We start from the raw sequence: 22899 nt of genomic DNA on the forward strand, positions 1-22899 counted from the left end.
AGAGCGATGTGGTTTTGTTTGCTTTCTGTTTTTTTTGACAGCCATACATTTTTCTAAACTATTCGCGTTAGAGGAAGGCGGCAAAGGAGGTTATCCCAAGGAGCATACATTAGTATGTGACTTGGGTAACCGAGCGCAGCCAACGCGCCTATCACGCGAAGAGTGACGAAAAATTAGGTTATCTCAAGGAGCATACATTGAGTATGTGACTTGGGTAACCGAGCGCAGCCAACGCACCTATCACGCGAAGAGTGACGAAAAATTATTGTGCGCTAGAAATCTTCTTCATATCCGTCATATACCCCCGCAACGTCTTCCCGATCTTCTCAATAGGATGATTACGGATAGCTTCGTTGATATCACGTAATTGCGCGTTATCGGTACCATTATCTGCAACTGGTTTCGCTAAATCACCCGCTTGTAACTTGGTCATAAACTCTTTCAGCATTGGAACTGCAGCGAATGAGAACAGGTAGTTACCGTACTCCGCAGTATCCGAGATAACGACGTTCATTTCATATAAGCGCTTACGTGCAATTGTGTTCGCGATCAGCGGCAGCTCATGCAGTGATTCATAGTATGCTGATTCTTCTAAGATACCTGCTTCTAACATAGTATCGAACGCTAACTCAACACCCGCTTTAACCATCGCAACTAACAGAACGCCATGGTCGAAATATTCTTGCTCTGCAATTTTACCTGCAAATTCTGGGTAGTTTTCAAAAGACGATTTACCGGTCTCTTCGCGCCATGCCAGTAAGTTTTTATCATTATTCGCCCAGTCCGCCATCATTGTTGATGAAAACTCACCAGAAATAATGTCATCCATATGTTTTTGGAACAGTGGCGCTAAAATGGTTTTCAGCTGCTCTGATAAAGCATAAGCACGGATTTTTGCTGGATTAGACAAACGATCCATCATCAGAGTGATGCCGCCCTGCTTCAGTGCTTCAGTGATTGTTTCCCAACCAAACTGAATTAATTTCCCTGCATAGCCTGGCTCTACGCCATCGGCAACCATTTTGTCATAGCTCAGTAACGCACCTGCCTGCAACATACCGCACAGAATTGTTTGCTCACCCATTAAGTCAGACTTAACTTCAGCAACGAAAGAGGACTCCAGAACGCCCGCACGATGGCCACCCGTTGCTGCTGCCCATGCTTTCGCAATCGCCATACCCTCACCTTTCGGATCATTTTCAGGGTGAACTGCGATCAGTGTTGGAACACCGAAGCCACGCTTATACTCTTCACGAACTTCGGTACCCGGACATTTTGGAGCAACCATCACAACCGTGATGTCTTTGCGGATTTCTTCACCAACTTCAACGATGTTAAAACCGTGAGAATAACCTAACGCAGCACCTTGTTTCATCATTGGCTGAACCGCGCGAACAACGGTAGAGTGTTGTTTGTCTGGCGTTAAGTTAACAACTAAATCTGCTTCAGGGATCAGTTCTTCATAAGTCCCAACTTTGAAGCCATTTTCTGTCGCTTTACGCCATGATGCACGTTTTTCTGCGATCGCTTCTGGACGCAAAGCATAAGCGATATCTAAACCAGAGTCGCGCATGTTCAAACCTTGGTTCAGACCTTGAGCACCACAACCGACGATGACGATTTTTTTACCTTTCAGATAGCCCGCTTCATCCGCAAATTCTTCGCGTTTCATGAAACGACACTTGCCTAATTGCGCTAACTGCTCACGTAAATTCAATGTATTAAAATAATTCGCCATGGTCTTACTCCATTATTCGGTCAGTGTTCTGTTGTGTTCGTATTATCAGGTAACGTCGTTACCTGTTGCTCATTATTGAGCAGTTATGGATTTACTATATGCGATGATGAGCATTGCTTAAATTGATATATTAACAATATAATGTTGCAATATTTGCAACGTCAATCAAGGTATCATCAGAGGGCAAAATGGATATTCGTGATCTACAACTGTTTTTGCACTTAGCTGAAAGTTGCCACTTTGGTCGCACATCAAAAGCCATGCATGTCAGTCCATCCACACTATCAAGACAAATTCAGCGTTTGGAAGATCAACTGGGTCATCCACTATTCATTCGTGATAACCGCTCGGTGAAACTGACCCAAGCGGGTGAGCATCTCAAACAGTTTGCCCAACAAACATTGTTGCAATATCAGCAGCTAAAGCATGCGCTTAATCAGCAAAGCCCATCACTAAGTGGCGAATTACGCCTATTCTGCTCGGTCACTGCGGCATATAGTCATTTACCTCAAGTGCTTGATAAATTTCGTGCTTTGCATCCGCTCGTTGAAATAAAACTCACCACGGGCGATGCCGCAGATGCCGTTGAAAAAGTCGAAACCAAAGAGGCGGATTTAGGCATCGCAGGTAAACCTGAAAAATTGCCAGATAACGTGCGATTCGCCAAAATTGGGGAAATCCCCCTCGTACTTATTGCCCCATCACTACCTTGCGCAGTACGGAGTATGGTGACTGAAGAGGAGCCGGATTGGTCTACGGTACCGTTCATTCTTCCTGAACATGGCCCTTCTCGTAAACGTATTGAATTATGGTTTAAGCGTCATCGAATCCATAACCCGGTAATTTATGCGACGGTTTCGGGTCATGAAGCCATTGTGTCTATGGTGGCATTGGGCTGTGGTATTGCATTAATACCAAGTGTCGTCGTTGATAATAGCCCCGAGCCTGTCCGTAGCCGTGTATCTCAACTCGATAATATTTCGATGGTAGAACCATTTGAACTTGGCGTTTGCCTGCTCAGCAAACGCCTAAGTGAACCATTAATTAAAGCATTCTGGGAATTGCTCCCAGAACACTCAATCTAATGTTCTTTTGCTATCTTGCGGCGCTAGGAAGAAACGGAAGGATGGATTTCCCGTTTCATCATGATATTCATATCCTAGTGCATCAAGGTGGCGATCAAAGCGTACTTCTGGACCAGAAAGCTCAAAGGCCGCCAGCACTCTCCCATAGTCTGTTCCGTGACTACGATAATGAAATAGCGTGATATTCCAGTGAGTTCCCAGTGTTTCTAGGAACTTCAATAATGCCCCTGGAGATTCAGGAAACTCAAAGCTATACAATTTTTCATCTAATGGCTTCGATGGTCGCCCACCGATCATATAGCGCACATGCAGCTTCGCCATTTCATCATCCGATAAATCAGCCACTTCATAACCATTATTTTGCAGCCCTTGAATGATGTCATGCCGCTCTTGCTCACCACCATTTAAGCGAACACCCACAAAAATGCAGGCTCGCTCTGGATCAGCATCTGTATAACGATAATTAAACTCAGTGATTGAGCGGTTACCAAGCAATTGGCAGAATCGCAAAAAACTGCCTTTCTGTTCAGGAATAGTCACTGCAAGAAGCGCTTCTCGTTGTTCACCTAATTCACAACGCTCGGATACATAACGTAAACCATGGAAGTTCATGTTGGCGCCTGACAGAATATGCGCCAGCCTTTCACCTTTAATGTTATGTTGCTGAACATATTTTTTCAGTCCCGCCAGCGCTAGCGCCCCCGACGGTTCTGCAATCGCTCTCACATCTTCAAAAATATCCTTCAGTGCCGCACAAATGGCATCACTATCTACGGTGATCACATCATCGACATACTGCTGGCATAGTCGAAAGGTTTCGTCGCCAATACGTTTAACAGCAACGCCTTCCGCAAATAAACCAACACGAGGGAGATCAACGGGATGACCAGCTTCTAATGCCGATTTTAAGCAAGCAGCATCTTCAGCTTCTACACCGATAATCTTAATTTCAGGCATCAACTGCTTGATTAATACAGCGACGCCGGCAATCAATCCACCGCCCCCAACAGGCACAAAAATACGGTCGAGGTGAGCATCCTGCTGAAGGAGTTCTAGTGCAATAGTTGCTTGACCTGCTATCACAGACGGATGATCAAACGGCGGTACAAAGGTATATCCTTCGCGTTTTGCCATCTCAATTGCGTGAGCTTTGGCTTCATCAAAATTTGCGCCGTATAAAATGGCCTCTCCACCAAAGCTGCGAACAGCATCCACTTTGATATCTGCGGTTGCTACTGGCATAACAATTTTGGCCTTAATACCAACACGATTAGCCGACAACGCTACGCCCTGTGCATGATTTCCCGCTGATGCAGTGACAACACCTTTAGCTTTTTGCTCTTCGGTCAAGCCCGCAATCATGGCGTAAGCGCCACGTAATTTAAAACTGTGTACTGGCTGCCTATCTTCACGTTTGACTAAAATCGTATTACCCAGACGTGAAGAGAGCTTGCTCATTTCTTGAAGTGGCGTCACTTGTGCCGCTTCATAAACAGGCGCACTGAGCGCCGCCTTCAGATAATCGGCACCTGTCGGTGCCGCTGGTAATGGTTTTGCGGCTGCCACAATTAGCCTCCTAATTTAGACTTATCGCGTACAGCGCCTTTATCCGCACTCGTCGCCAAAGAAGCATAAGCGCGTAAAGCGAAAGAAACCTCACGTTGACGGTTACGCGGAGTATAAGCTTTATCTCCACGCGCTAATTCCGCTTCACGACGTTTTGCCAGCTCACTGTCGTTAACATCTAGGGACATGGTACGTTTTGGAATATTGATATCGATAATATCCCCATCTTGTACCAGAGCCAGTAATCCACCGCTTGCCGCTTCAGGAGAGATATGGCCGATTGATAAACCTGAACTTCCACCGGAGAAACGCCCATCGGTGATCAGTGCACAATCTTTGCCTAATCCCATCGATTTCAGATAGGAAGTTGGGTACAACATTTCTTGCATACCCGGTCCGCCTTTAGGGCCTTCATAGCGGATGACGACAACATCACCAGCGACAACTTTTCCACCTAAAATTGCCTCTACCGCATCATCTTGGCTTTCAAACACTTTCGCAGGCCCACGAAAAGTTAAGCTACCTTCATCAACCCCTGCTGTTTTCACGATACAACCATCTTCAGCGATATTTCCTGCAAGTACCGCCAAACCACCATCCAAGCTATAAGCATGTTCGAGGTTACGGATACAACCATTTTCACGGTCAGTATCCAGTGATGGCCAACGGCAATTCTGAGAAAATGCTTGGGTGGTACGAATACCCGCAGGTCCCGCTGAGAACATAGACCTTACAGACTCATCATTCGTCAACATAACATCGTACTGAGCCAATGTTTCTGGTAATGAAAGACCTAAAATATTCTTCACATCTTCCTGCAATAAACCTGCACGACTCAGCTCCCCAAGAATACCAATCACGCCACCAGCACGGTGTACATCTTCCATATGATATTTTTGGGTGCTAGGTGCAACTTTACATAAATGAGGGACTTGGCGAGATAAGCGGTCGATATCATCCATGGTGAAATCCACTTCCGCTTCTTGCGCAGCCGCCAGCAAATGCAGAACGGTATTTGTGGAGCCACCCATCGCGATATCTAATGTCATCGCATTTTCAAACGCGGCTTTTGTTGCGATATTACGCGGTAATGCGCTCTCATCATTCTGCTCATAATAACGTTTAGTCAGCTCAACAATTCGCTTACCTGCATTGATAAATAACGTTTTACGATCAGCGTGAGTCGCAAGTAATGAACCATTTCCTGGCTGAGAAAGACCTAATGCCTCAGTTAAACAGTTCATTGAATTCGCAGTAAACATTCCTGAGCATGACCCACACGTTGGACATGCTGAACGTTCAATTTTTTCACTATCTTCATCACTGACATTTGGGTTTGCACCTTGGATCATCGCATCCACAAGGTCAAGTTTGATGATTTGATCTGAAAGCTTGGTTTTTCCTGCTTCCATTGGTCCGCCGGAAACAAAGATCACGGGAATGTTCAGGCGCAAAGACGCCATTAACATGCCTGGGGTAATTTTGTCACAGTTGGAGATACAGACCATGGCATCTGCACAGTGCGCATTCACCATATATTCCACAGAATCAGCAATTAGCTCTCGGGAAGGTAAGGAATACAGCATACCGCCATGCCCCATCGCAATCCCGTCATCCACAGCAATAGTGTTAAACTCTTTCGCGACGCCGCCTGCTTGTTCTATTTGTTCTGCGACGAGTTTACCTAAATCACGTAAATGTACATGACCCGGAACAAACTGAGTAAATGAGTTTACAACGGCAATAATTGGCTTACCAAAATCATCATCGGTCATACCTGTCGCGCGCCATAATGCTCGCGCACCTGCCATATTACGGCCATGAGTGGTTGTTGCTGAACGGTACTTAGGCATATCTTAACTCCCGAGTTTTAAAACAGGCGGGGAACGACCGCCTGTAATTTATAGTATTTAATTATTGAGGGTTTACTGGATCTAACCAGCCCCATTTATCTTCTGTTGTACCGTTAAATAAACCAAAGAATGCTTGCTGAATTTTCTTCGTCACAGGACCACAACGACCGATACCAACTTGGATACCATCAACACTGCGAACTGGAGTGATTTCAGCAGCTGTTCCTGTCATAAAGACTTCATCCGCTAAGTACAGAGATTCACGAGACAGCGTTTGTTCACGCACTTCGATTCCCATATCTTTCGCCAATGTCAAAATGGCATCGCGGGTGATCCCCGGTAATGCTGATGAAGTAAACGGTGGGGTGTACAGAATGCCATCTTTCACTTCAAAGATATTCTCGCCTGCGCCTTCAGAAAGATAACCATGAACATCCAGCGCGATACCTTCTTGGTAACCATGACGACGCGCTTCGCTACCAACCAATAATGAAGATAGGTAGTTACCACCTGCTTTTGCACCAGTAGGAATAGTATTTGGTGCAACACGATTCCATGAAGAGACCATTGCATCAATTCCTTGGTCTAATGCCTCTTCACCTAAATACGCCCCCCAAGGGAATGCGGCTAAAATGACATCAGTACTGTAGCCATCTGGTGGATTCACGCCCATGCCCACATCACCAATGAAAACTAATGGACGAATATAGGCACTGACTAAGTTATTTTTACGCAGAGTTGCACGACAAGCTTCCATTAACTCATCGACGCTGTAGCTGACTGGCATACGGTAAATTTTCGCAGAATCATGTAAACGCTGCATGTGTTCACGATGACGGAAAACAACGGGTCCTTTGTGTGAATCATAGCAACGGACGCCTTCAAATACGGAGGTACCGTAATGCAGAGCGTGAGACATTACATGAACTTTAGCATCTGCCCATGGCGTCATTTCACCGTTAAACCAAATAAAGTCAGCTTTCTTAGTCATTTTATCTATTCCTTACATTGCACTTTGTGTGCGTAATAGTCGTGATTCTTGTTGTTTTATTTCAACTTCAGTGATGTCAGCCAACTTCGTTAACTGTGCACATAACTGTGCTAATGGTCTTTGGCTGCTGACAGTCAGTTCGATACTTACATTATCACTATCTGATAATTGATCCACATTCATAGAACTAATCCGAAATCCACGATGGCGAGTCACTCGCAAAATACGCTCTAAAACCTCGGGGCGGAAACGGGCTAATATCGAGAGTTGATGCTGCATCATAACGGTTTCTCCATCATTTTTTCGTTACTAGCCCCTGGTGGAACCAATGGCCAGACATTTTCTAATTCATTAATTGATACCTGTAATAAAAACGCACCTTCACTTGTCAGTAGCTCATCGAGTGCTGCGTCTACTTCTGATTTACATGTAATACGGCGACCTTGAATGCCAAAAGCACTCGCTAATGCAACAAAGTCTGGGTTGTCAGTCAAAATGGTTTCACTGTAGCGTTGCTCGAAAAACAGCTCTTGCCATTGACGAACCATTCCTAAGCGTTGGTTATCTAACAATAAAATCTTAACGGGTAACTGTTTGCGTTTAATCGTTCCTAGCTCTTGGACATTCATCATGAAAGAACCATCGCCAGATACACAAACAACAGTATCTTCAGGTCGAGCGACTTGAGCACCCACTGCTGCCGGGATCCCAAAACCCATCGTTCCTAACCCGCTTGAAGTTAAAAAGTTCTCTGGTCCATCAACAACAATATGTTGAGCAGACCACATTTGGTGCTGACCAACATCTGTTGTAACAACGGTATTGGGTTTCATTTTGTCTGACAGTTGTTTCAACAATAATGGGGCGTAGATGGGTTCACCTGGGTGGTCATAACGCCAACCAAACTCCTGCTTAAGCTGTTGAACTTCTTCCTGCCAACTCGTGATGTTTTTTGTCACCATCAATTGAGGCAATAACGCTTTCGCATCACCCAATAGTGCAACATGAGTTTGACGTAATTTATCCAATTCAACGTGATCGATATCGATATGAATAACTTTCGCATTCGGAGCAAACGTGTTTAATTTTCCTGTGACTCTATCGTCAAAACGCGCACCAACTGCGATGAGTAAATCACAACGTTGCACTGAAATATTAGCCGCTTTCGTACCGTGCATCCCCAACATACCGAGATAGTTTTTGTCTGATCGATGTACGGCACCTAAACCTTTCAAGGTGACAACTGATGGGATCTTTGTCTGTTCGATAAAGGCTCTCAATTCAGTTACAGCCCCAGACATCCCGACTCCACCACCAATGTACAACATTGGTTTTTCTGACTGCTCTAACAGCATTCTTGCTTGCTGAATTGCATCCTCAGAAGTTGAGTCTGGTTGCTCTACAGGCATTAAATAGGGGGATAAATCTGCATGTTGCAGCTGAATATCTTTCGGAATATCAATCAGTACTGGCCCTGGACGCCCACTATTTGCGATTGCGAAAGCTTCAGCGAGAATACGAGGTAAGTCCTCTATGGATTCCACCAAAAAACTATGTTTTGTACAGGCCAGAGATAACCCTAAAACATCAATTTCCTGAAAGGCATCTGTACCAATAAACTCTGAAGCTACCTGCCCTGTGATAGCAACAACAGGGACGGAGTCGAGCAATGCGTCAGCCAACCCTGTAATCACGTTTGTTGCTCCAGGGCCTGAGGTCGCAATGCAAACACCTGTTTTTCCTGTCGAACGAGCATATCCGATGGCTGCGATAACTGCGCCTTGCTCATGGCGACACAACAAATGTTCCACGCCACCATCGTACAGTGCGTCATAAACAGGCATGATAGCGCCACCTGGATATCCAAAAACAGTATCAACGCCTTGTGTCCTTAATGCTTGAACTAACCACTGTGCTCCGTTCATGTTTATCACCTATCTGCCTTTGTTTATTTACTTGTATTTCTTATGTTTTTATTATCTTTGTTGGTTTGCATAAATTTTATGTCAAAAAAAACCCCGCGCCTTTCGGTGCGGGGTTCTCGTAAGATTTGGCTACTATTTCAGCCTTCGTCGTCCAAGTGCAGCCCCGCACGGTGGGATAATAATCACCACCACGCTAATAATTAGGCTAATCACTTGGATGAATTTGTTCATGTGTTTAATCTTTTCAACTTTAATCGTTATCTTTATTAAAGAGTTATCATTTTAAAATTACTTTGACAACCCTTATTTATTTTTTTAATGATTAAGTTTTTTATCTCATTTAAATTCAATGAATTACAAAAAATTCAGACTAAACAACCATTAATAAAGTAAAAACCCAGCGATTAGCAATAATATTCACCCATGATTCAGCTCAACTCTCTGCCTTTGATTTAGCGAAATGTACGCCATCATGCCTATCCAAAAAATTAACTTAACTTAATCAATTTGCTGTTGAAACTATTATTATTCAAAAAATAAAATGAATGTAACTAGCTAAATTAAAGGCTTCAAAGCGCTTCGAAAAAAAATGAAACACTGTGCAATTAAACAATTTAATTATCGAGTCGCTTCGCAAATATCGGAATCTCAATAGGAAAATACGTCTAATCCATAACAGCATATTATGCTAGCCAATCAAGGAGATGATTTATGACGTTAGCGATTGTTTACACTCGAGCATCTATTGGATTAGACGCTCCACTTGTCACTGTTGAAGCGCATATTAGTAATGGACTACCGGGGTTAACTTTAGTTGGGTTACCAGAAACGGCAGTTAAAGAAGCGCGAGATAGAGTACGGAGTGCTATGGTTAATAACGGCTTTGAATATCCTGTAAAAAAGATGACGGTAAACTTAGCGCCAGCAGATTTACCGAAGGAAAGTGGTCGCTATGATTTAGCTATTGCGATTGCAATACTTGCTGCATCCGGACAAATTCCTGATCAATTATTAGAGCGCCATGAGTTTCTTGGTGAATTAGCTCTCTCCGGAGATATACGTTATGTCAACGGCGGGATCCCTGCCGCTCAAGCGGCAATAAGTCAAAATAGGCAATTAATTCTATCGAAAGATAATCAATATCAACTCAGTTTATTAGCTGATAGCAGCGTCAGTTTTGCCACATCTTTACTGGAACTTTGCCATTACTTGCATCAAAAAAGTACACTATCGACTAATCAACAAGTTATTCAACATGCTTATCCCTCTGACTATGAAAACGATATTTGCGATATCATAGGCCAAGAGCAAGGAAAGCGAGCATTAGAAATCAGCGCAGCAGGTGGGCACAATTTATTATTGCTAGGTCCTCCCGGTACAGGTAAAACTATGTTAGCCCACCGGTTGATAACTTTACTGCCGTCCTTAACGCCTCAAGAAGCTCTAGAAGTCACAGCATTACATAGCCTTAGCCAAACCATGGAAACCATAGATAAGTGGCCTACACGACCATTTAGATGCCCTCACCACAATACATCAATGACCGCTTTGATTGGTGGTGGTTCATTACCTAAGCCAGGAGAGATATCCCTCGCCCATCACGGTATATTATTTTTAGATGAATTACCTGAATTCACACGCTCTGTATTAGACTCTTTACGAGAACCACTAGAATCTCATCAAATTATCATTTCAAGAGCAAAGGCTAAGGTATGTTTCCCTGCTAACTTCCAATTAATCGCCGCCCTGAACCCTAGCCCCACAGGGCATTACCAAGGAGAAATGAGTCGTTCCTCTCCAGCGAAAGTACTACGTTACTTATCACGCGTTTCAGGGCCATTCTTAGATAGGTTTGATCTCTCTATTGAGATACCTTTACTCCCTCTAGGTACTTTAAGCCAGCAAACGCATCAAGGTGAAACTAGCAAACAAATTCGCTTACGAGTTATTGAAGCAAGAAACCAACAAATCAATCGAGCTGGTAAAATTAATAGTCAGCTAACCGCAAGTGAAACAACAAAAACCTGCCTACTGGCCACTGAAGATGCACTATTCTTAGAGAATGCACTTAATAAACTAGGGCTATCTATTCGTGCTTGGCACAGAATTCTTAGAGTTTCTAGAACAATTGCAGATCTTAATTATTCATCGAATATACAACGGGAACATTTACTAGAGGCGCTAGGGTATCGAGCAATGGATAAGTTATTGCTTCATTTGCAAAAACAAGTAAGCTGAAGGAATTAAGGTAAAAGTTAATGATTAGACATAAACAACAAAAGGGACCTAAGTCCCTATTTGTTTTAATGCTTATACTGTTTTAATACTAATGAAATTAATCATCCGTATCGGTATAGTCTTCTGTTGGATCTATCTGTGGTTTACCACCTGATAGTGTATGGAAGCGCTTCGGACGATTAATTCTGCTAGAATATTTCACCCATACCTTTTCTTCAAGGGTTGTAGGTTCGCGCTCTCCACGGCAAACAGCGACGAATAATTTTTCTTCTTCTGTTTGCGCTGCGCGTTTTCCTGTATCAAGCTCATTGAAAGCTTGGCCATGACGTTCTAGCAACTGAGCTTCTTTGATGGTGAAATCACCATGACGAGAAAAGCCACGTGGGTAATGTTTATTATCAAAAAAACGATTAGTCGTGATGAAGCTATCTGCCATCTGACACACTCCTAACTGATTACGGTCAACTCTATATGGCGCGGAGTATTAGACAGCATTGACAATCTGTAAAACAAAACATTTAAATCATCACGACAAAAATTATTGGAGATACGTGTGGACAGCGAGTTATTAAGAACTTTTTTAGAAGTCAGTAGAACCAGACACTTCGGCAGAGCCGCAGAATCTCTCTACTTAACCCAGTCTGCCGTTAGCTTTCGTATCAGACAGTTAGAAACACAATTAGGCACAAGCCTATTCACACGACACCGTAATAATATTCGTTTAACTGCTGCTGGAGAACGTTTAGTTCCCTATGCTGAATCTCTAATGAATACATGGCTTCAAGCCAAAAAAGAGATCACACACGCATCCCAACATACAGAACTGTCTATTGGCGCTACGTCATCATTATGGGAAAGCTATCTCACTGGCTGGTTAGAGGTTCTATATAGCCAACATGATGAACTACGATTAGAAGCACGCGTTTCCACACGTCAATCACTCGTAAAACAGTTACATTCTAGAGAATTAGACTTACTGATAGCGATCGAACCACCAAAAATGGATGAATTTGAAAGTACCATCATTGGTTCTATTCAACTTCAATTAATGGCTTCTCAAAAGAACATAGCCCTTACTCAATATAATTTTATCAAGTTAGAATGGGGAGCTGATTTTCACCCCAAAAATGAGCCAACTCTACTGCAAGATGATTCCCCTGTAATGATTACGACGTCTGCAGAAATTACGCGTCAATTATTGCCTGTATCGCTTTCAGCGGCATTTTTACCAGCACATTGGCTCCAACATTATCCAACGTTAAAAACACTCTCAAATAACGTTATTACTAAGCCTTTATATGCCATTTGGCTGAAAAAAAATGATCAGCAAGTCCTAATTAATCAACTTATTAAAACACCAATACCAAACACACAATAGGCATTAAAAAATTCAAAAATAGGGCGAGCTATCGCCCTTTTTTATTGCAAATATATGTCTCTTAGATGGAATAATACTTAAAAGTAGATATGAAGATATGAAGATATGAAGATATGAAGATATGAAGATATGAAGATATGAAGATATGAAGATATGAAGATATGAAAAATACTAAGAAATTTCACAGTTAGGAAGAAAATTAAGGGATACAAAAAGAAAAACCCGATTAATATAATCGGGTTATCAATAGATACTTCTTTTATTATTACTTAATTGGTAACTGGCAGGGGCGGAGAGACTCGAACTCCCAACACCCGGTTTTGGAGACCGGTGCTCTACCAATTGAACTACGCCCCTAAATTAAGTGGCGGAACGGACGGGACTCGAACCCGCGACCCCCTGCGTGACAGGCAGGTATTCTAACCAACTGAACTACCGCTCCACTTATTCTTTTTTGCCTTTCGGCAACTTATCGCTTCGCAATAAGTTTTAAATTAATGTCTGGCAGTTCCCTACTCTCACATGGGGAGACCCCACACTACCATCGGCGCTACGGCGTTTCACTACTGAGTTCGGCATGGGGTCAGGTGGGACCACCGCGCTATTGCCGCCAGACAAATTCTGTTTATTCCCGTTTAGTCTTTAATCCACTAAACCAGAATATCAATCCTGAACAAGCTGTTGTGTCCACCTCTCGGCGTCCCACTTCATTGAATCAACTTTAATCTCTCAATCTCGAAAACACCTTCGGTGTTGTCAGGTTAAGCCTCACGGTTCATTAGTATTGGTTAGCTCAACGTATCGCTACGCTTACACACCCAACCTATCAACGTCTTAGTCTTAAACGTTCCTTTAGGACCCTTAAAGAGTCAGGGAAGACTCATCTCAAGGCAAGTTTCCCGCTTAGATGCTTTCAGCGGTTATCTCTTCCGCACTTAGCTACCGGGCAATGCCATTGGCATGACAACCCGAACACCAGTGGTGCGTCCACTCCGGTCCTCTCGTACTAGGAGCAGCCCCTTTCAATCTTCCAACGCCCACGGCAGATAGGGACCGAACTGTCTCACGACGTTCTAAACCCAGCTCGCGTACCACTTTAAACGGCGAACAGCCGTACCCTTGGGACCTACTTCAGCCCCAGGATGTGATGAGCCGACATCGAGGTGCCAAACACCGCCGTCGATATGAACTCTTGGGCGGTATCAGCCTGTTATCCCCGGAGTACCTTTTATCCGTTGAGCGATGGCCCTTCCATACAGAACCACCGGATCACTAAGACCTACTTTCGTACCTGCTCGAGCCGTCACTCTCGCAGTCAAGCTGGCTTATGCCTTTGCACTAACCGCATGATGTCCGACCATGCTTAGCCAACCTTCGTGCTCCTCCGTTACTCTTTGGGAGGAGACCGCCCCAGTCAAACTACCCACCAGACACTGTCCGCACCCCAGATAATGGGGCTACGTTAGAACATCAAACATTAAAGGGTGGTATTTCAAGGTTGGCTCCACGCAGACTGGCGTCCACGCTTCAAAGCCTCCCACCTATCCTACACATCAAGGCTCAATGTTCAGTGTCAAGCTATAGTAAAGGTTCACGGGGTCTTTCCGTCTTGCCGCGGGTACACTGCATCTTCACAGCGAGTTCAATTTCACTGAGTCTCGGGTGGAGACAGCCTGGCCATCATTACGCCATTCGTGCAGGTCGGAACTTACCCGACAAGGAATTTCGCTACCTTAGGACCGTTATAGTTACGGCCGCCGTTTACTGGGGCTTCGATCAAGAGCTTCTCCTTACGGATAACCCCATCAATTAACCTTCCAGCACCGGGCAGGCGTCACACCGTATACGTCCACTTTCGTGTTTGCACAGTGCTGTGTTTTTAATAAACAGTTGCAGCCAGCTGGTATCTGCGACTGGCTTCAGCTCCATGAGTAAATCACTTCACCTAATGCCAGCGTGCCTTCTCCCGAAGTTACGGCACCATTTTGCCTAGTTCCTTCACCCGAGTTCTCTCAAGCGCCTGAGTATTCTCTACCTGACCACCTGTGTCGGTTTGGGGTACGATTAATGATAATCTAGAGCTTAGAGGCTTTTCCTGGAAGCGGGGTATGAGCTACTTCGCCACCGTAGTGACTCGTCATCAGACCTCAGCATATAGTGAACCGGATTTGCCTAATTCACCTGCCTACATCCTTAAACCGGGACAACCGTCGCCCGGCCAGCCTAACCTTCTCCGTCCCCCCATCGCAATTATCACCAGTACGGGAATATTAACCCGTTTCCCATCGACTACGCATTTCTGCCTCGCCTTAGGGGTCGACTCACCCTGCCCCGATTAACGTTGGACAGGAACCCTTGGTCTTCCGGCGTGCGGGTTTTTCACCCGCATTATCGTTACTTATGTCAGCATTCGCACTTCTGATACCTCCAGCATGCCTCACAGCACACCTTCACAGGCTTACAGAACGCTCCCCTACCCAACAATATTTACATATCGCTGCCGCAGCTTCGGTGCATAGTTTAGCCCCGTTACATCTTCCGCGCAGGCCGACTCGACCAGTGAGCTATTACGCTTTCTTTAAATGATGGCTGCTTCTAAGCCAACATCCTGGCTGTCTGAGCCTTCCCACTTCGTTTCCCACTTAACTATGACTTTGGGACCTTAGCTGGCGGTCTGGGTTGTTTCCCTCTTCACGACGAACGTTAGCACCCGCCGTGTGTCTCCCGTGATAACATTCTTCGGTATTCGTAGTTTGCATCGAGTTGGTAAGTCGGGATGACCCCCTAGTCGAAACAGTGCTCTACCCCCGAAGATGAGTTCACGAGGCGCTACCTAAATAGCTTTCGGGGAGAACCAGCTATCTCCCGGTTTGATTGGCCTTTCACCCCCAGCCACAAGTCATCCGCTAATTTTTCAACATTAGTCGGTTCGGTCCTCCAGTTAGTGTTACCCAACCTTCAACCTGCCCATGGCTAGATCACCGGGTTTCGGGTCTATACCCTGCAACTCATTCGCCCAGTTAAGACTCGGTTTCCCTACGGCTCCCCTATACGGTTAACCTTGCTACAGAATATAAGTCGCTGACCCATTATACAAAAGGTACGCAGTCACACCACAAGGGTGCTCCCACTGCTTGTACGTACACGGTTTCAGGTTCTATTTCACTCCCCTCGCCGGGGTTCTTTTCGCCTTTCCCTCACGGTACTGGTTCACTATCGGTCAATCAGGAGTATTTAGCCTTGGAGGATGGTCCCCCCATATTCAGACAGGATAACACGTGTCCCGCCCTACTCGTCGAGTTCACAACACTAACACCTTCGGATACGGGGCTATCACCCTTTACTGCCGGCCTTTCCAGACCGTTCTCCTGATGCTAATGCTGATTAAGACTCTGGGCTGCTCCCCGTTCGCTCGCCGCTACTAGGGGAATCTCGGTTGATTTCTTTTCCTCGAGGTACTGAGATGTTTCAGTTCCCTCGGTTCGCTTCGTTTGACTATGTATTCATCAAACGATAGTGCAACGAATTGCACTGGGTTTCCCCATTCGGAAATCGTCGGTTATAACGGTTCATATCACCTTACCGACGCTTATCGCAGATTAGCACGTCCTTCATCGCCTCTGATTGCCTAGGCATCCACCGTGTACGCTTAGTCGCTTAACCTCACAACCCGAAGGTGTCTTTATCAACTGACCCGACGGCCAATTGAACACGTTCAAGTTGAGATTTTTGAGAGACTCTCACATTGTTTAAGCGATAAACAATGTGCGTTGTTTTCAATTTTCAGCTTGTTCCAGATTGTTAAAGAGCATAATTGTTAAACCAACTACAACGTAATTGGCTTAATCATTATTTGTGGGGAACGTCTTTCACTCATTCTCCGCGCAATTGGCGTCCCCTAGGGGATTCGAACCCCTGTTACCGCCGTGAAAGGGCGGTGTCCTAGGCCTCTAGACGAAGGGGACACTACAGTCAGCTTCGCAGACGCGCTTTTTGCTCTACTTTCTATCAGACAATCTGTGTGAGCACTTCACAAGTACACTTCAATGGTAAGGAGGTGATCCAACCGCAGGTTCCCCTACGGTTACCTTGTTACGACTTCACCCCAGTCATGAATCACAAAGTGGTAAGCGCCCTCCCGAAGGTTAAGCTACCTACTTCTTTTGCAACCCACTCCCATGGTGTGACGGGCGGTGTGTACAAGGCCCGGGAACGTATTCACCGTAGCATTCTGATCTACGATTACTAGCGATTCCGACTTCATGGAGTCGAGTTGCAGACTCCAATCCGGACTACGACGTACTTTATGAGTTCCGCTTGCTCTCGCGAGGTCGCTTCTCTTTGTATACGCCATTGTAGCACGTGTGTAGCCCTACTCGTAAGGGCCATGATGACTTGACGTCATCCCCACCTTCCTCCGGTTTATCACCGGCAGTCTCCTTTGAGTTCCCACCATCACGTGCTGGCAACAAAGGATAAGGGTTGCGCTCGTTGCGGGACTTAACCCAACATTTCACAACACGAGCTGACGACAGCCATGCAGCACCTGTCTCAGAGTTCCCGAAGGCACTAAAGCATCTCTGCTAAATTCTCTGGATGTCAAGAGTAGGTAAGGTTCTTCGCGTTGCATCGAATTAAACCACATGCTCCACCGCTTGTGCGGGCCCCCGTCAATTCATTTGAGTTTTAACCTTGCGGCCGTACTCCCCAGGCGGTCGATTTAACGCGTTAGCTCCGGAAGCCACTCCTCAAGGGAACAACCTCCAAATCGACATCGTTTACAGCGTGGACTACCAGGGTATCTAATCCTGTTTGCTCCCCACGCTTTCGCACCTGAGCGTCAGTCTTTGTCCAGGGGGCCGCCTTCGCCACCGGTATTCCTCCACATCTCTACGCATTTCACCGCTACACATGGAATTCTACCCCCCTCTACAAGACTCTAGCTGACCAGTCTTAGATGCCATTCCCAGGTTAAGCCCGGGGATTTCACATCTAACTTAATCAACCGCCTGCGTGCGCTTTACGCCCAGTAATTCCGATTAACGCTTGCACCCTCCGTATTACCGCGGCTGCTGGCACGGAGTTAGCCGGTGCTTCTTCTGTTGGTAACGTCAATCGCTGATGATATTAGCATCAACGCCTTCCTCCCAACTGAAAGTACTTTACAACCCTAAGGCCTTCTTCATACACGCGGCATGGCTGCATCAGGCTTGCGCCCATTGTGCAATATTCCCCACTGCTGCCTCCCGTAGGAGTCTGGGCCGTGTCTCAGTCCCAGTGTGGCTGATCATCCTCTCAGACCAGCTAGGGATCGTCGCCTTGGTGAGCCATTACCTCACCAACTAGCTAATCCCATATGGGTTCATCCGATAGCGCAAGGACCGAAGTTCCCCTGCTTTGCTCCTTAGAGATTATGCGGTATTAGCTACCGTTTCCAGTAGTTATCCCCCTCTATCGGGCAGATCCCCATACATTACTCACCCGTCCGCCGCTCGTCAGCGAGAAGCAAGCTTCCCCTGTTACCGCTCGACTTGCATGTGTTAGGCCTGCCGCCAGCGTTCAATCTGAGCCATGATCAAACTCTTCAATTAAAAAGCTTGATGCTCAAAGAATGTTTACTGTCGTTTGATTTCCGAAGAAACCAAATTACCTATTAGTTCATATATATGAATTAACGTGTTAGTCACTCTTCAAGACTTAAAATCAAATATTTTTTTGATAGTGTCCTGTGAGTGCCCACACAGATTGTCTGATAAATTGTTAAAGAGCGGTGCGACTTAATCTTTTGATTATCGACTTCAGGTCGTTGTCGCGAGGTGTCGTATACTACGTTTTTTATTTAGAAAGTCAAGCGATTATTTTCAACTATTTTCTTTCTTCACCTCTGTTATCACGGGGCTTCGAGGTTTTCTTCGAGCCGGTTTGTCGTGACAACGGATGCGCATTATAGGGAGCTCGAAAAATTACACAACCTTTTTTTTAAAAAAAAACATCGTTTGCAGATAATTTCATCATTATGCTTTTTTTACTATCACTATGGTTATAAAAACAGCTATTTTGCCGTATAATTCTATTCATATTGTCCTCTCTTAATTATTTGATTCTTAATTAAGAGCTTCCTTATTGTTACCTTTATATCCATCTACGTTTTATGGCTAAGAATATGAATACATCTTTAAGACCTTATTTAGAAACCTTCCCTTCTGTCGCTGCTACTGTTTTTATTGATCCATCTTCTATCGTCATTGGAGATGTTCGCTTAGCCGAAGATGTAAGTATCTGGCCATTATCAGTACTACGTGGTGATGTGAATTATATCTCTATAGGTGCACGAACAAATATTCAGGATGGTTCCGTACTACATGTCACCCACAAGTCCACCAGCAATCCTGATGGAAATCCGTTAATCATTGGGGAAGATGTCACTGTTGGGCATAAAGTCATGCTGCACGGATGCACGATCGGTAACCGAGTTCTTGTCGGTATGGGATCTATCGTGATCGATGGGGCTATTATTGAAGATGATGTAGTGGTCGGCGCTAATAGCCTCGTCACTCAAGGAAAAAAATTGGAGTCTGGCTACTTATATATGGGAAGCCCAGCCAAAGCGATTCGAAAACTCACCGAAGCTGAACTTAACCATTTACGTTATTCAGCTAATAATTATGTTGAGTGGAAAAATAATTACTTATCGTCCAGCAATTCATAGAAGCCATGTTCATTGTCGAGTCCTTGCTCAATCAAGGCCTCGAACTCTTCTTCTATATCCCAGCGATAATGCTGAAAAAGCGCCAGTGGAGTTTCATTCTGACCATATCGTTTAATAAGTAGGGTTTGTGAAACAACACACTCTGAAAGTAGTCCATTAACTAAAACAGGAAAACGCACCTTACTAATAGCTGTGTCCCACATTTCCCTATCTGGAAATTGAATCGCCTGATTCATTATTCAAGTTCCTTTTTTAACTCTTTTAATACTGGCTCAATCTCTGGTATCACTCCATGCCAAAGTTTAAAAGCAAATGCCGCTTGCCCAACCAGCATACCTAAGCCATCCGCTAGCTTATTCACTTGATGCTGCTTAGCGAATAACAAAAAGGGGGTTAAACCTCGTTGATAAAACATGTCATAACATGCGGTCTGTTGAGAAAATAGTTCAGGACTGATTTTAGGGATCTCGCCAGTCACTCCAGAAGAAGTACCATTAATGATCAGATCAAACTCTGCTGAAATGAGCTGCTCCATTGGTCTACTCTGTATTTTCCCAAGAACCGAAAACTGGTGAGCTAAAGATTCTGCTTTTATAAAGGTTCGGTTAGTCAACGTAATATCGCAGCCGTACTCAAGTAGAGGCAATAGAGCGCCGCGAGTTGCACCACCAGCTCCAATAACCAATATTTTGCTTGAAGGCGATACAAACCCAAGGCGCTGTAAATCAAGCAATAATCCCGCACCATCCGTATTGTCACCCAACAAACGATGATTATCGAGTTTTCTAATCGTATTTACGGCACCACAGGTTTGAGCTCTTTCCGTCAATTCTGAAACGAATTGAAATGCCCTTTCTTTAAACGGTAATGTAATGTTTGCACCCTGCCCGCCTTTTTCAAAAAAGTCTGATAAATAAGCTTCAAAATCCTCTACGGGAGCAAGTATTTTCTGGTATTCAAGATCAATGCCTGTCTGCTTGGCAAACATTTGATGTATTGACGGTGATTTACTGTGTTGAATCGGGTTACCAAAAACTGCAAACATTCCCATTAATCATTATCCTTTACGATATAATTGCCCAGTCAAAGCATCTCGAATTTCTGATGGATTCAATCTTCCACCAACAGCCCCATCAAGAACGGGGATCGTTTCTTTAAACTGTGCAATCACTTCTTCTGTGGTTCGACATGGTTCTAATCCACTCAAATTTGCACTCGTTGATACGATTGGTTTGCCATATTCACTGCAAAGCTCTTTCACTAACTCATGGTTTGTGACACGAACAGCTAAAGTATCAAATTGACCCGTTAACCATTTTGGTGTTGTTTTCTTTGCAGGAATTACCCAAGTGACAGGTCCTGGCCACGTAGCAAACATCGCTTGACGCTGTTGCTCATTAAGTTTGCTGTCATCGACATAATTTTTGAGTTGCTCATAGTTATCAGCGATCAAAATTAACCCTTTTTCCCAAGGGCGCTGTTTCAATTCAAGTAATTTATTTACCGCAACCTCACTATCAGGGTCACATCCTAAGCCAAAAACAGCTTCAGTGGGATAAGCGATAACTTGTTGTTGTTTCAGTGCTTCAATAATATTTTTAATTGCAGGTGTAGATTGATTTTGCATAGTTTTAACTCATGATTCTTCTTGTAACTTACCGCAGCGTTTGCTGGCACAGAACAATCTTACTCCCTGTCCAACCTTTTTTTCCATAAGTAATGGGTATTCACAAGACTGACATTTTCCCACTACAGGCTTATTATTCAGGATAAACTGACAGTTAGGATAATTATCGCAAGCATAAAAAGTTTTACCAAAACGGGATTTTCTTTGTAGCAAATTGCCTGTTTGGCATTGAGGACAAGGAACCTTAGTTTCATCCGGTTTATCGATGAGCTCTGTATGTTCACATTCAGGATAGTGGCTACAACCGATAAACATCCCAAAACGCCCTTGTTTTAATACCAAATCATACCCGCATTTAGGACAGCTTTGACCTTCCAATACTTTAACAATGTGAGTCTCTGCAACAGCTCTTAATGGCTTAATATAATGACATTGAGGGTAACCAGAACATGCTAAAAAAGGCCCATGAGCTCCGTTACGGATAACGAGCAAAGAGTTACATTCAGGACAGTATTCATTTTTATCTGTATCAAAAGGCAATTGCTTCGACATGTTTTTGTTTAATCCACTCTTTTTTCAATGACTAGTTTACTCTGATATATCCACCAGCCACTGATATAATTGCGCCATTAATCTCTAATTCAGTTAAGGCTGAAATCACTTGCGTGATAGGTAACTGTAATTCAGTAGCGATGATATCTGCAGGGGTCGATTGGTACCCTACCATACCTAAAATCCGACTTTCTGTCAGATTTAACTCTGGCTGCGCAGAGGTTTCAATCTCCAATTCTGGTTGTATCCAATTTGGTGAGCATTCTAGATGCAATAGTATGTCTTCGGGTTCTACCAGCAGATATGCTCCTTGTTGTATCAACCAGTGATTACCGCTAAATGCGGAGTTACCTAATGGTGCCGGTAGTGTAAATAGATCCCGATTTTGTTCAATTGCATATCGGGCTGTAATCAACGATCCACTTTTCATACCCGCTTCGATAACCAATACTGCTTTACTTAGCCCACTAATGATACGGTTTCTTCGAGGAAACTGTTTTGGTAATGGGGGAGCATCAGGAAAATACTCTGAAACTAATACACCTTCAGACCTAATTCGTTCTGCTAAATCGAAATGTTGTTTCGGATAAATATAGGAAAGCCCACTTCCTAGTACAGCGACTGTTTTCCCTTGATTATCTATCGCTGTTTTATGGCTAATACCATCAATACCGAGAGCCAAACCACTGGTGATTGTCAATTTGTAATTTATAAATTTTCGAACAAATGCTTCCGTCCATTTCTTACCATACTCGGTAACTTGCCGACTTCCTATAATAGCAATTTGCTTTTCAGATAATAATTCACTTCGTCCCGACACAAAAAGTAATAATGGCGGGTTATATATCTGCTTTAATAAAAAAGGATATTGCACATCTAAAAATGTAATTAATTGATTTTCTGTATTTTCTAGCCATTTCAACGTTGATTCAATTCGCCTTAAAGAGACATTAAGGAATTGCAATCGTTGCATTTCATTCAGCCCACAAGCTTTTAAGACTGTATGATTTACTTTATCCACTTGTTTTAATTGAGATACTATCTTTGGCGCTATTTTTATTCCAACTCGGCTAACTTGCGAAAGTCTTAGCCATATTTCCTGTTCATTCATTTTGTCTTCCTGACAATAAGTTAGCACATTTGGAAACGAACAAATCATAACCAATACTGTCAATATGACTGATAAATGTCTAGAATAGACAGTAATTACCTTTCAAATTTTGGAAACTACTCGAAA

Annotated in this window: 17 protein-coding genes, 3 tRNA genes and 3 rRNA genes; 4 read left to right on the forward strand and 19 right to left on the reverse strand. The window is 44.1% G+C overall.

The features are described 5' to 3' along the window. Window positions 1–262: 262 nt before the first annotated feature. Window positions 263–1738, reverse strand: a complete 1476-nt coding sequence (gene ilvC, locus H0913_RS17655) for a ketol-acid reductoisomerase (protein WP_154638878.1) — start codon at window positions 1736–1738, stop codon at window positions 263–265. A 188-nt stretch (window positions 1739–1926) separates the two neighbouring features. Here ilvC and ilvY point away from each other — a divergent pair, with 188 nt between their 5' ends. Further along, complete coding sequence (gene ilvY / locus H0913_RS17660; RefSeq protein ID WP_154603095.1) at window positions 1927–2823, forward strand: HTH-type transcriptional activator IlvY; 897 nt, start codon at window positions 1927–1929, stop codon at window positions 2821–2823. Here ilvY and ilvA read toward each other — a convergent pair. The 6 genes from ilvA to ilvL form a co-directional block, all read right to left on the reverse strand. Beyond that, window positions 2815–4389 carry a threonine ammonia-lyase, biosynthetic gene (ilvA, locus tag H0913_RS17665; protein ID WP_181477698.1) on the reverse strand — a complete coding sequence of 525 codons (1575 nt, stop codon included), beginning with the start codon at window positions 4387–4389 and terminating at the stop codon, window positions 2815–2817. The two genes, ilvY and ilvA, sit on opposite strands and share 9 nt — an antisense overlap. Window positions 4390–4391: 2 nt before the next feature. Further along, entirely contained in the window at window positions 4392–6242 is a 1851-nt protein-coding gene (gene ilvD / locus H0913_RS17670) for a dihydroxy-acid dehydratase (protein ID WP_154628884.1), read from the reverse strand. Between the two features lie 61 nt (window positions 6243–6303). Then, on the reverse strand, window positions 6304–7233 hold the full coding sequence (locus tag H0913_RS17675) for a branched-chain amino acid transaminase (RefSeq protein ID WP_006658220.1): 930 nt from the start codon (window positions 7231–7233) through the stop codon (window positions 6304–6306). 12 nt (window positions 7234–7245) lie between these two features. Continuing rightward, window positions 7246–7515, reverse strand: a complete 270-nt coding sequence (gene ilvM / locus H0913_RS17680; RefSeq protein WP_036948778.1) for an acetolactate synthase 2 small subunit — start codon at window positions 7513–7515, stop codon at window positions 7246–7248. Beyond that, on the reverse strand, window positions 7512–9158 hold the full coding sequence (gene ilvG / locus H0913_RS17685; protein WP_181477699.1) for an acetolactate synthase 2 catalytic subunit: 1647 nt from the start codon (window positions 9156–9158) through the stop codon (window positions 7512–7514). Before ilvG ends, ilvM begins: the two co-directional genes overlap by 4 nt. Before the next feature lie 132 nt (window positions 9159–9290). After that, window positions 9291–9389, reverse strand: coding sequence for an ilv operon leader peptide (gene ilvL, locus H0913_RS17690; protein ID WP_112837475.1), 99 nt, complete (start codon window positions 9387–9389; stop codon window positions 9291–9293). Window positions 9390–9869: 480 nt separating this feature from the next. Between ilvL and H0913_RS17695 the strand changes: the two genes are divergently transcribed. Continuing rightward, window positions 9870–11396 carry a YifB family Mg chelatase-like AAA ATPase gene (locus H0913_RS17695; RefSeq protein ID WP_181477700.1) on the forward strand — a complete coding sequence of 509 codons (1527 nt, stop codon included), beginning with the start codon at window positions 9870–9872 and terminating at the stop codon, window positions 11394–11396. Window positions 11397–11493: 97 nt separating this feature from the next. Here H0913_RS17695 and H0913_RS17700 read toward each other — a convergent pair whose 3' ends face one another. Then, window positions 11494–11832: a DUF413 domain-containing protein gene (locus tag H0913_RS17700; RefSeq protein ID WP_154603099.1), complete on the reverse strand. Its 339-nt coding sequence runs from the start codon at window positions 11830–11832 to the stop codon at window positions 11494–11496. Between the two features lie 111 nt (window positions 11833–11943). On the opposite strand from H0913_RS17700, the gene hdfR reads away from it, so the two are divergent. Then, the gene (gene hdfR / locus H0913_RS17705; protein ID WP_181478849.1) at window positions 11944–12774 is read left to right on the forward strand and encodes an HTH-type transcriptional regulator HdfR; all 831 of its coding nucleotides are present in this window, start codon (window positions 11944–11946) and stop codon (window positions 12772–12774) included. Window positions 12775–13055: 281 nt separating this feature from the next. Here the strand turns inward: hdfR and H0913_RS17710 are convergent. The 6 genes from H0913_RS17710 to H0913_RS17735 form a co-directional block, all read right to left on the reverse strand. Further along, a tRNA-Trp gene (locus H0913_RS17710) sits at window positions 13056–13131 on the reverse strand. A gap of 8 nt (window positions 13132–13139) precedes the next feature. Continuing rightward, window positions 13140–13216 (reverse strand) — tRNA-Asp (locus tag H0913_RS17715). Window positions 13217–13273: 57 nt separating this feature from the next. Then, window positions 13274–13389 (reverse strand): 5S ribosomal RNA (rrf, locus tag H0913_RS17720). Between the two features lie 142 nt (window positions 13390–13531). Next, a 23S ribosomal RNA gene (locus H0913_RS17725) occupies window positions 13532–16437 on the reverse strand. Window positions 16438–16663: 226 nt separating this feature from the next. Next, window positions 16664–16739 (reverse strand) — tRNA-Glu (locus H0913_RS17730). 85 nt (window positions 16740–16824) lie between these two features. Beyond that, window positions 16825–18365: ribosomal RNA gene (locus tag H0913_RS17735) — 16S ribosomal RNA — on the reverse strand. Together the 16S, 23S and 5S rRNA genes with 3 tRNA genes alongside form the textbook arrangement of a ribosomal RNA operon. Before the next feature lie 572 nt (window positions 18366–18937). Between H0913_RS17735 and H0913_RS17740 the strand changes: the two genes are divergently transcribed. Beyond that, window positions 18938–19483 carry a gamma carbonic anhydrase family protein gene (locus H0913_RS17740; protein WP_154603120.1) on the forward strand — a complete coding sequence of 182 codons (546 nt, stop codon included), beginning with the start codon at window positions 18938–18940 and terminating at the stop codon, window positions 19481–19483. Here H0913_RS17740 and H0913_RS17745 read toward each other — a convergent pair. From H0913_RS17745 to dprA, 5 genes are read right to left on the reverse strand one after another with little or no spacing between them, the layout of a single operon-like run. Continuing rightward, window positions 19459–19719 (reverse strand): DUF1488 domain-containing protein, encoded by a 261-nt coding sequence (locus H0913_RS17745; protein ID WP_154603121.1) that lies wholly within the window; start codon window positions 19717–19719, stop codon window positions 19459–19461. The two genes, H0913_RS17740 and H0913_RS17745, sit on opposite strands and share 25 nt — an antisense overlap. Further along, a complete protein-coding gene (aroE, locus tag H0913_RS17750; protein ID WP_181477701.1) occupies window positions 19719–20534 on the reverse strand; it encodes a shikimate dehydrogenase in 816 nt (271 codons plus the stop codon). The genes H0913_RS17745 and aroE overlap by 1 nt, the downstream gene beginning before the upstream one ends. Before the next feature lie 6 nt (window positions 20535–20540). Further along, window positions 20541–21110, reverse strand: a complete 570-nt coding sequence (gene tsaC, locus H0913_RS17755) for an L-threonylcarbamoyladenylate synthase type 1 TsaC (protein ID WP_154603123.1) — start codon at window positions 21108–21110, stop codon at window positions 20541–20543. Window positions 21111–21119: 9 nt separating this feature from the next. Beyond that, window positions 21120–21662, reverse strand: a complete 543-nt coding sequence (locus H0913_RS17760; RefSeq protein ID WP_154638945.1) for a type I DNA topoisomerase — start codon at window positions 21660–21662, stop codon at window positions 21120–21122. Window positions 21663–21693: 31 nt separating this feature from the next. After that, window positions 21694–22773, reverse strand: a complete 1080-nt coding sequence (dprA, locus tag H0913_RS17765; RefSeq protein ID WP_181477702.1) for a DNA-processing protein DprA — start codon at window positions 22771–22773, stop codon at window positions 21694–21696. Window positions 22774–22899 lie beyond the last annotated feature (126 nt).

The sequence above is a fragment of the Providencia rettgeri genome, from assembly GCF_013702265.1.
Classification (GTDB): domain Bacteria; phylum Pseudomonadota; class Gammaproteobacteria; order Enterobacterales; family Enterobacteriaceae; genus Providencia; species Providencia zhijiangensis.

Excerpts from the sequence above, each read along its gene's own strand:
- dprA (WP_181477702.1), bottom strand. The coding sequence starts at position 22,773 with ATGAATGAACAGGAAATATGGCTAAGACTTTCGCAAGTTAGCCGAGTT.
- ilvL (WP_112837475.1), bottom strand. The coding sequence starts at position 9,389 with ATGAACAAATTCATCCAAGTGATTAGCCTAATTATTAGCGTGGTGGTG.
- ilvG (WP_181477699.1), bottom strand. The coding sequence starts at position 9,158 with ATGAACGGAGCACAGTGGTTAGTTCAAGCATTAAGGACACAAGGCGTT.
- ilvC (WP_154638878.1), bottom strand. The coding sequence starts at position 1,738 with ATGGCGAATTATTTTAATACATTGAATTTACGTGAGCAGTTAGCGCAA.
- H0913_RS17675 (WP_006658220.1), bottom strand. The coding sequence starts at position 7,233 with ATGACTAAGAAAGCTGACTTTATTTGGTTTAACGGTGAAATGACGCCA.
- ilvY (WP_154603095.1), top strand. The coding sequence starts at position 1,927 with ATGGATATTCGTGATCTACAACTGTTTTTGCACTTAGCTGAAAGTTGC.
- H0913_RS17695 (WP_181477700.1), top strand. The coding sequence starts at position 9,870 with ATGACGTTAGCGATTGTTTACACTCGAGCATCTATTGGATTAGACGCT.
- aroE (WP_181477701.1), bottom strand. The coding sequence starts at position 20,534 with ATGGGAATGTTTGCAGTTTTTGGTAACCCGATTCAACACAGTAAATCA.
- H0913_RS17740 (WP_154603120.1), top strand. The coding sequence starts at position 18,938 with ATGAATACATCTTTAAGACCTTATTTAGAAACCTTCCCTTCTGTCGCT.
- H0913_RS17700 (WP_154603099.1), bottom strand. The coding sequence starts at position 11,832 with ATGGCAGATAGCTTCATCACGACTAATCGTTTTTTTGATAATAAACAT.
- ilvD (WP_154628884.1), bottom strand. The coding sequence starts at position 6,242 with ATGCCTAAGTACCGTTCAGCAACAACCACTCATGGCCGTAATATGGCA.
- H0913_RS17760 (WP_154638945.1), bottom strand. The coding sequence starts at position 21,662 with ATGTCGAAGCAATTGCCTTTTGATACAGATAAAAATGAATACTGTCCT.
- ilvM (WP_036948778.1), bottom strand. The coding sequence starts at position 7,515 with ATGATGCAGCATCAACTCTCGATATTAGCCCGTTTCCGCCCCGAGGTT.
- tsaC (WP_154603123.1), bottom strand. The coding sequence starts at position 21,110 with ATGCAAAATCAATCTACACCTGCAATTAAAAATATTATTGAAGCACTG.
- H0913_RS17745 (WP_154603121.1), bottom strand. The coding sequence starts at position 19,719 with ATGAATCAGGCGATTCAATTTCCAGATAGGGAAATGTGGGACACAGCT.